This window comes from Clostridioides sp. ZZV14-6150, from assembly GCF_020657875.1.
Taxonomy (GTDB): Bacteria; Bacillota; Clostridia; order Peptostreptococcales; family Peptostreptococcaceae; genus Clostridioides.
Genome location: NZ_JAGWDA010000035.1, coordinates 1 through 5,530, shown reverse-complemented (window position 1 = coordinate 5,530; position 5,530 = coordinate 1). Strand labels below are relative to the sequence as shown.

The following is a 5,530-nucleotide window of genomic DNA, read 5'->3' as shown; positions in this document are numbered from 1 at the left end:
AAGTTAAGCTCTCTAGCGCTGATGGTACTTGGTGGGAAACTGCCTGGGAGAGTAGGACGTAGCCACGTAATTTTTTTATTTGTCATATTGATTTAAAGTTTAAAATAAAATTCTAGATTAATATAAGAAATAAAATAAAAACCTATTGATATGAAAATCAATAGGTTTTTATTTTATTTAAGTTTTTAATTACGATGTTAAATATATTATATAGATACACAATCTATTAATTATCATCTAATATCTTATATTTAAAAATTGTTTGATTAAAATTATTATGCCATTATCTTAGATACAAATTCTTTTAATTTATCTAATCCAGACAAGAAAGTATTTTCATTACAAGCATAAGATATACGAATATATTTATCCATACCAAATGCTATTCCAGGAACAACTGCTACATTGTATTCTTCTAAAAATTGATTACAAAATTCTATAGAAAAACTATCTTTGTATTTAAACTTTTCAGCTATCTTAGAAAGGTCTATAAAAGCATAAAATGCACCATCTGGATTTACATACTCTACATTTTCGATAGAATCTAATTTAGATGTGATTAAATCTCTTCTAGATTTATATGTTTTAACCATATCATATATATCAGTCGAGCAATCTTTTAAAGCTCCATATGCTATGTATTGTGATGTTAAGCTTGGATGTGATATAAGATGTCCTTGTATAGAGCTCATTGCTTTAGCGATGGTTTTATTAGAAGCAGTATAGCCCAATCTTAATCCAGTCATAGCAACTGATTTAGAAAAACCATTTACAGTTATAGTTATATCTTTTGCTTCTTCACTTAATGAAGCAACTGATGTGAAATTTCCAGTGTAACAGATTTTTTCATATATTTCATCTGCCAAAATATATATTTTATTCTGTATACATACTTTTACAATTTCAATCAACTCATCTCTTGTATAGACACTACCAGTAGGATTTGAAGGATTATTTATTACAAGAATTTTTGTTTTGCTTGTTATAGATTTTTCAAGTTCTTCTTTTGTTAATTTGAATCCATTTTCTTTTTTAGTGTCAATAAAAACTGGAACAGCATTAACTAATTTAACCATTTCAGGATAACTAACCCAATATGGTTTTGGCAATAACACTTCATCTCCCTCATCTGTTAACGCTAGCAAAGTGTTTGTTATAGAATTTTTAGCTCCACTTGATATAACTATTTCATCTATTGAATATCTACAGTTATTTTCTTCCATAAGTTTTTTACAGATTTCTTCTCTAAGCATTTTCAATCCAGGAACTAAATCATATTTAGTACAATCTTTATTTAAAGAGTCAATTCCATAAGATTTTGCAACATTAGGTACATTGAAATCAGGCTCTCCTATACTAAGGTTGATTATTTTAATTCCGTCACTTTCCATTTCTTTAACTTTTGAACTAATACCTATTGTATAGGATGGAGTTATAAAGTTTAGTCTTTTTGATAACATAAAATGCCCCCTTTTAAATTATTATTTATATTATACGACAAATTTGAAAAATGTACATAAGGAAATTTGTAGATATATATATTAATACATATGAAAATAAGTATTTTTTGCCTAAAATTAGTGTAAAAAAAAGAGAAAAAAGTTTTGACTTCCAAAGTTGTTACAAACGCTGATGTTCAAAATATCTACATAGTATTTGCAATGATTTGCGTTAGTTTGACTATTATGTACAAATTTGGTAATCTTAATATAGTAATTATTAAGATAATCCCTTTAACTTAGTTGAAGGGGATTTTTTTAGACTTAATATACTACATATAGTGGTATGTAGATTAATAAAATACAATATATAGTAATAGGAGGTTTTTTTAATTGGTTGAGTTTGTAAAAAAGAGAGATGGAAGAGTGATTCCATTTAATGAAGATAGAATAACAAGAGCTATATTTTTAGCAGCAACAAATGTTGCAGAAAGAGAAGGTATTGTACCTGATTATAAGTTATCTGAGCAACTAACTCAAGAAGTAATAAAGTTGCTAAATCATAAATATTCTGAATCAGTTCCAAGTGTTGAAGACATACAAAATTCTGTAGTTAAGGTTCTTATAGAAACAGGTCATGCAAAAACTAGTGAAGAGTACATAGTATATAGAACTGAAAGAAGTAGAATAAGAAATTCAAAAACAAGATTAATGAAGGCAATAGAGGAAATTACTTTTGAGGATGCAGAAGATGCTGATATAAAAAGAGAAAATGCAAATATCAATGGTAATACAGCTATGGGAACAATGTTACAATATGGAAGTACTGTATCCAAAGAATTTTGTAAGACTCATATATTAAAGCCAGAACATTCTTTCGCACATGATAATGGAGATATACATATACATGATATGGACTTTTTAAATATGGGAACATTAACTTGTTGTCAGATAGATGTTAAAAAACTATTTGAGGATGGTTTTTCAACTGGTCATGGTTTCTTAAGAGAACCACAAGATATAATGAGTTATGGAGCTTTAGCTGCAATTGCGATACAAAGTAATCAAAATGATCAACATGGAGGTCAAAGTATACCATTTTTCGATTATGGTTTGTCTGAAGGTGTGTATAAGACATTTAAAAAATTCTACATAGGAAACTTAGCTAAAGCATTAAAATTGTTTAAAGGAATTGAAAATAATGAAGCAATAAAGGACATAGTATATAGAACAGAGAAAGAAACAAATAAAAAAGTTGGTCTTAAAAAAGATGAACTGTATTTAAACTCTGAAAAAGAAAAACTAAGAGAAACATTTAACATTGATGAAGAACTTATAAAGAACATGCAAAACTTTGCATTTGAAGAGTCATATAAAGAAACTGATAAAAAGACATATCAATCTATGGAAGCATTTATACATAACTTAAATACAATGCATTCTAGAGCAGGTGCACAAGTACCATTTTCAAGTGTAAATTTTGGAACAGATATTTCTGAAGAAGGAAGAATGGTAACTAAGAATCTATTATTATCACAAGAAAGAGGCTTAGGTAATGGAGAGACACCAATTTTCCCAATATTGATATTTAAGGTCAAAGAAGGTGTAAATTTAAATCCTGAAGATCCTAATTATGATTTATTTAAGTTATCATGCAGGGTATCAGCTAAAAGATTATTTCCTAACTTTAGCTTTTTAGATGCTCCTTTTAATGCTAAATATTATAAAGCAGGAGATCCAGATACAGAAGCTACATATATGGGTTGTAGAACAAGAGTACTTAGTAATGTATGTGGACCAGAAACAGTTAGTGGCAGAGGAAATATATCTTTTACTACTGTCAATCTTCCAAGATTAGGTATAAAACATGGAATTATAAAAAATGATAAAACTAATTTAGATGAGTTTTTTAAAGAACTAGATGAGAAATTGGACCTAATTATAGAACAATTATTAGAGCGTCTTGAAGTTCAAGGAAATAAAAAAATGAAAAACTTCCCATTTTTAATGGGGCAAGGTGTATGGAAAGATTCTGATGATTTGGGACCAGAAGACACATTAAAAGAAGTAATAAAGCAAGGAACATTGACTATTGGGTTTATAGGTTTAGCAGAATGTCTTATTGCTCTTACAGGTAAACATCATGGAGAAAGTAAGGAAGCACAAGAGTTAGGACTAAAAATAGTGTCATATATGAGACATAAAATGGATGAAGCTACAGACAAATATAAATTAAATTTCTCTTTGATGGGTACTCCAGCAGAAGGTCTTTCAGGAAGATTTACTAAAATAGACAAGAAAGTATATGGAGAAATTAAAGGTATTACAGATAAAGAGTATTATACTAATTCATTCCATGTTCCAGTTTATTATAATATAAGTGCATATAGCAAAATTGAGATAGAAGCTCCATATCATGAATTTACTAATGCAGGTCATATAACATATGTAGAACTAGATGGAGATCCATCTGATAACTTAGAAGCTTTTGAAACTGTCATAAAAGCAATGAAAGATTTGGGTATAGGATACGGAAGTATAAATCATCCTGTGGATAGAGACCCTATATGTGGTTTCTCGGGAGTAATAGCAAGTAATATATGTCCTGTATGTGGAAGAAATGAAGATGAAAGTGATATTAAATTTGAAAGAATAAGACGAATAACAGGATATTTAGTTGGTACAGTTGACAGATTTAATAATGCAAAAAAAGCTGAAGTTAAAGATAGGGTAAAACATAGATAGTTTTATTTGGAGGAATAAGTTATGAAGATAAGAATGTCATCTACTATAAGTCATGACAGTATAGTTGATGGACCAGGGTTAAGAATGGTAATATGGACTCAAGGATGTGTTCATAATTGTAAAGGATGTCATAATCCTCAAACACATAATTTATGTGGTGGCTTTTATATGGATACAAAAGAAATTATAAATGAGATAAAGTCACTAAAATTACAAAAGGGTATTACACTATCAGGTGGAGAGCCATTTTTACAACCAGAACCATTAGAAGAAATAGCAAAAGAAGCTAAAAAGACTGGATTAGATGTATGGTCCTATACAGGATTTACATTTGAACAACTACTAGATAAAAAAAATAGTGCATATTTCAAAAACTTGAACCTATTAAAGCAGATTGATGTTTTAGTAGACGGAAGATTTATAGATGAAAAAAAAGATATAAGTTTAAAATTTAGAGGTTCATCAAATCAAAGAATAATTGATGTTCAGAAGAGCCTAAAGTATAAAAAAGTGTTTTTAATTGAGCAGTATATGAAAGACGATTTATCTATAGCAGAATAGAACGTAAATAGACGAAGGTAAATATAAAAATATATTTACCTTCGTCTATTTTTATGTAAAAAGTTTTTGTTTAATTACGTGTTATATAAAATGTAATTATATTAGATTAACTGTTATAGCTTTGGTTTTATAATATATTAGTTTGTTTTAATGTATATTCTTTTTAGATAGAGTTTCAAAAATTAAAAATTGTTTAATCGATTCTCGGCTAGGAAACTAAAATATTTAGTTAGATTGTGAGCGTTTTAGTTAATCTACAAATTTATGAAGTAAATATTAAGGTATTGATAAATACTTTAATAAAATTATATGCTTGTGTACTATTATTACTACTAATATTATTATTAATATTTTTGAGATAAAATAATGCTGCTACTAAAGTAAGCATTTTCAACTAAAGTTTTCAAGTTGTAAACATATTTTATCATATAAATAAGCAGACTAATGAGAAATGATTATACATATGGATTTATCTTTATTCAAAAAATAATAAATTATGTAATATGTGGATAAATATGTTTATAATGTGGATAATATTTAATATAATAAGTTAAAACAATATGAATCAGTTGTTTATAATGTGGATAATATTACAATAGAGAGGTAAAGTGGTAATTTAAAAATAAAAAATGTAAAAAAAGTTGTTGACTCTAAAAGAAAAAGTTGGTATAGTAATACTTGTCCTCAAGAAAAGGGCATAAACATAAAGAACTTTGAAAATTAAACAGTAGGTTAATTTATAAAACAAGAAACAAACCATAAAGCCAGATATTTTGATAACAATA

General features: G+C 27.5%; 3 protein-coding genes. 2 read left to right on the top strand and 1 reads right to left on the bottom strand.

The window, feature by feature from the left end:
- Positions 1–275 precede the first annotated feature (275 nt).
- On the bottom strand, positions 276–1,460 hold the full coding sequence (locus tag KGF41_RS20260) for a pyridoxal phosphate-dependent aminotransferase (RefSeq protein ID WP_227857114.1): 1,185 nt from the start codon (positions 1,458–1,460) through the stop codon (positions 276–278).
- Positions 1,461–1,832: 372 nt separating this feature from the next.
- On the opposite strand from KGF41_RS20260, the gene KGF41_RS20255 reads away from it, so the two are divergent.
- Positions 1,833–4,184, top strand: a complete 2,352-nt coding sequence (locus KGF41_RS20255; RefSeq protein WP_227841397.1) for an anaerobic ribonucleoside triphosphate reductase — start codon at positions 1,833–1,835, stop codon at positions 4,182–4,184.
- Between the two features lie 21 nt (positions 4,185–4,205).
- A complete protein-coding gene (gene nrdG, locus KGF41_RS20250; RefSeq protein ID WP_227830474.1) occupies positions 4,206–4,745 on the top strand; it encodes an anaerobic ribonucleoside-triphosphate reductase activating protein in 540 nt (179 codons plus the stop codon).
- The last annotated feature ends 785 nt before the right edge of the window (positions 4,746–5,530 follow it).

Coding starts and splice junctions, on each gene's coding strand:
- nrdG (WP_227830474.1), top strand. CDS start 4,206: ATGAAGATAAGAATGTCATCTACTATAAGTCATGACAGTATAGTTGAT.
- KGF41_RS20260 (WP_227857114.1), bottom strand. CDS start 1,460: ATGTTATCAAAAAGACTAAACTTTATAACTCCATCCTATACAATAGGT.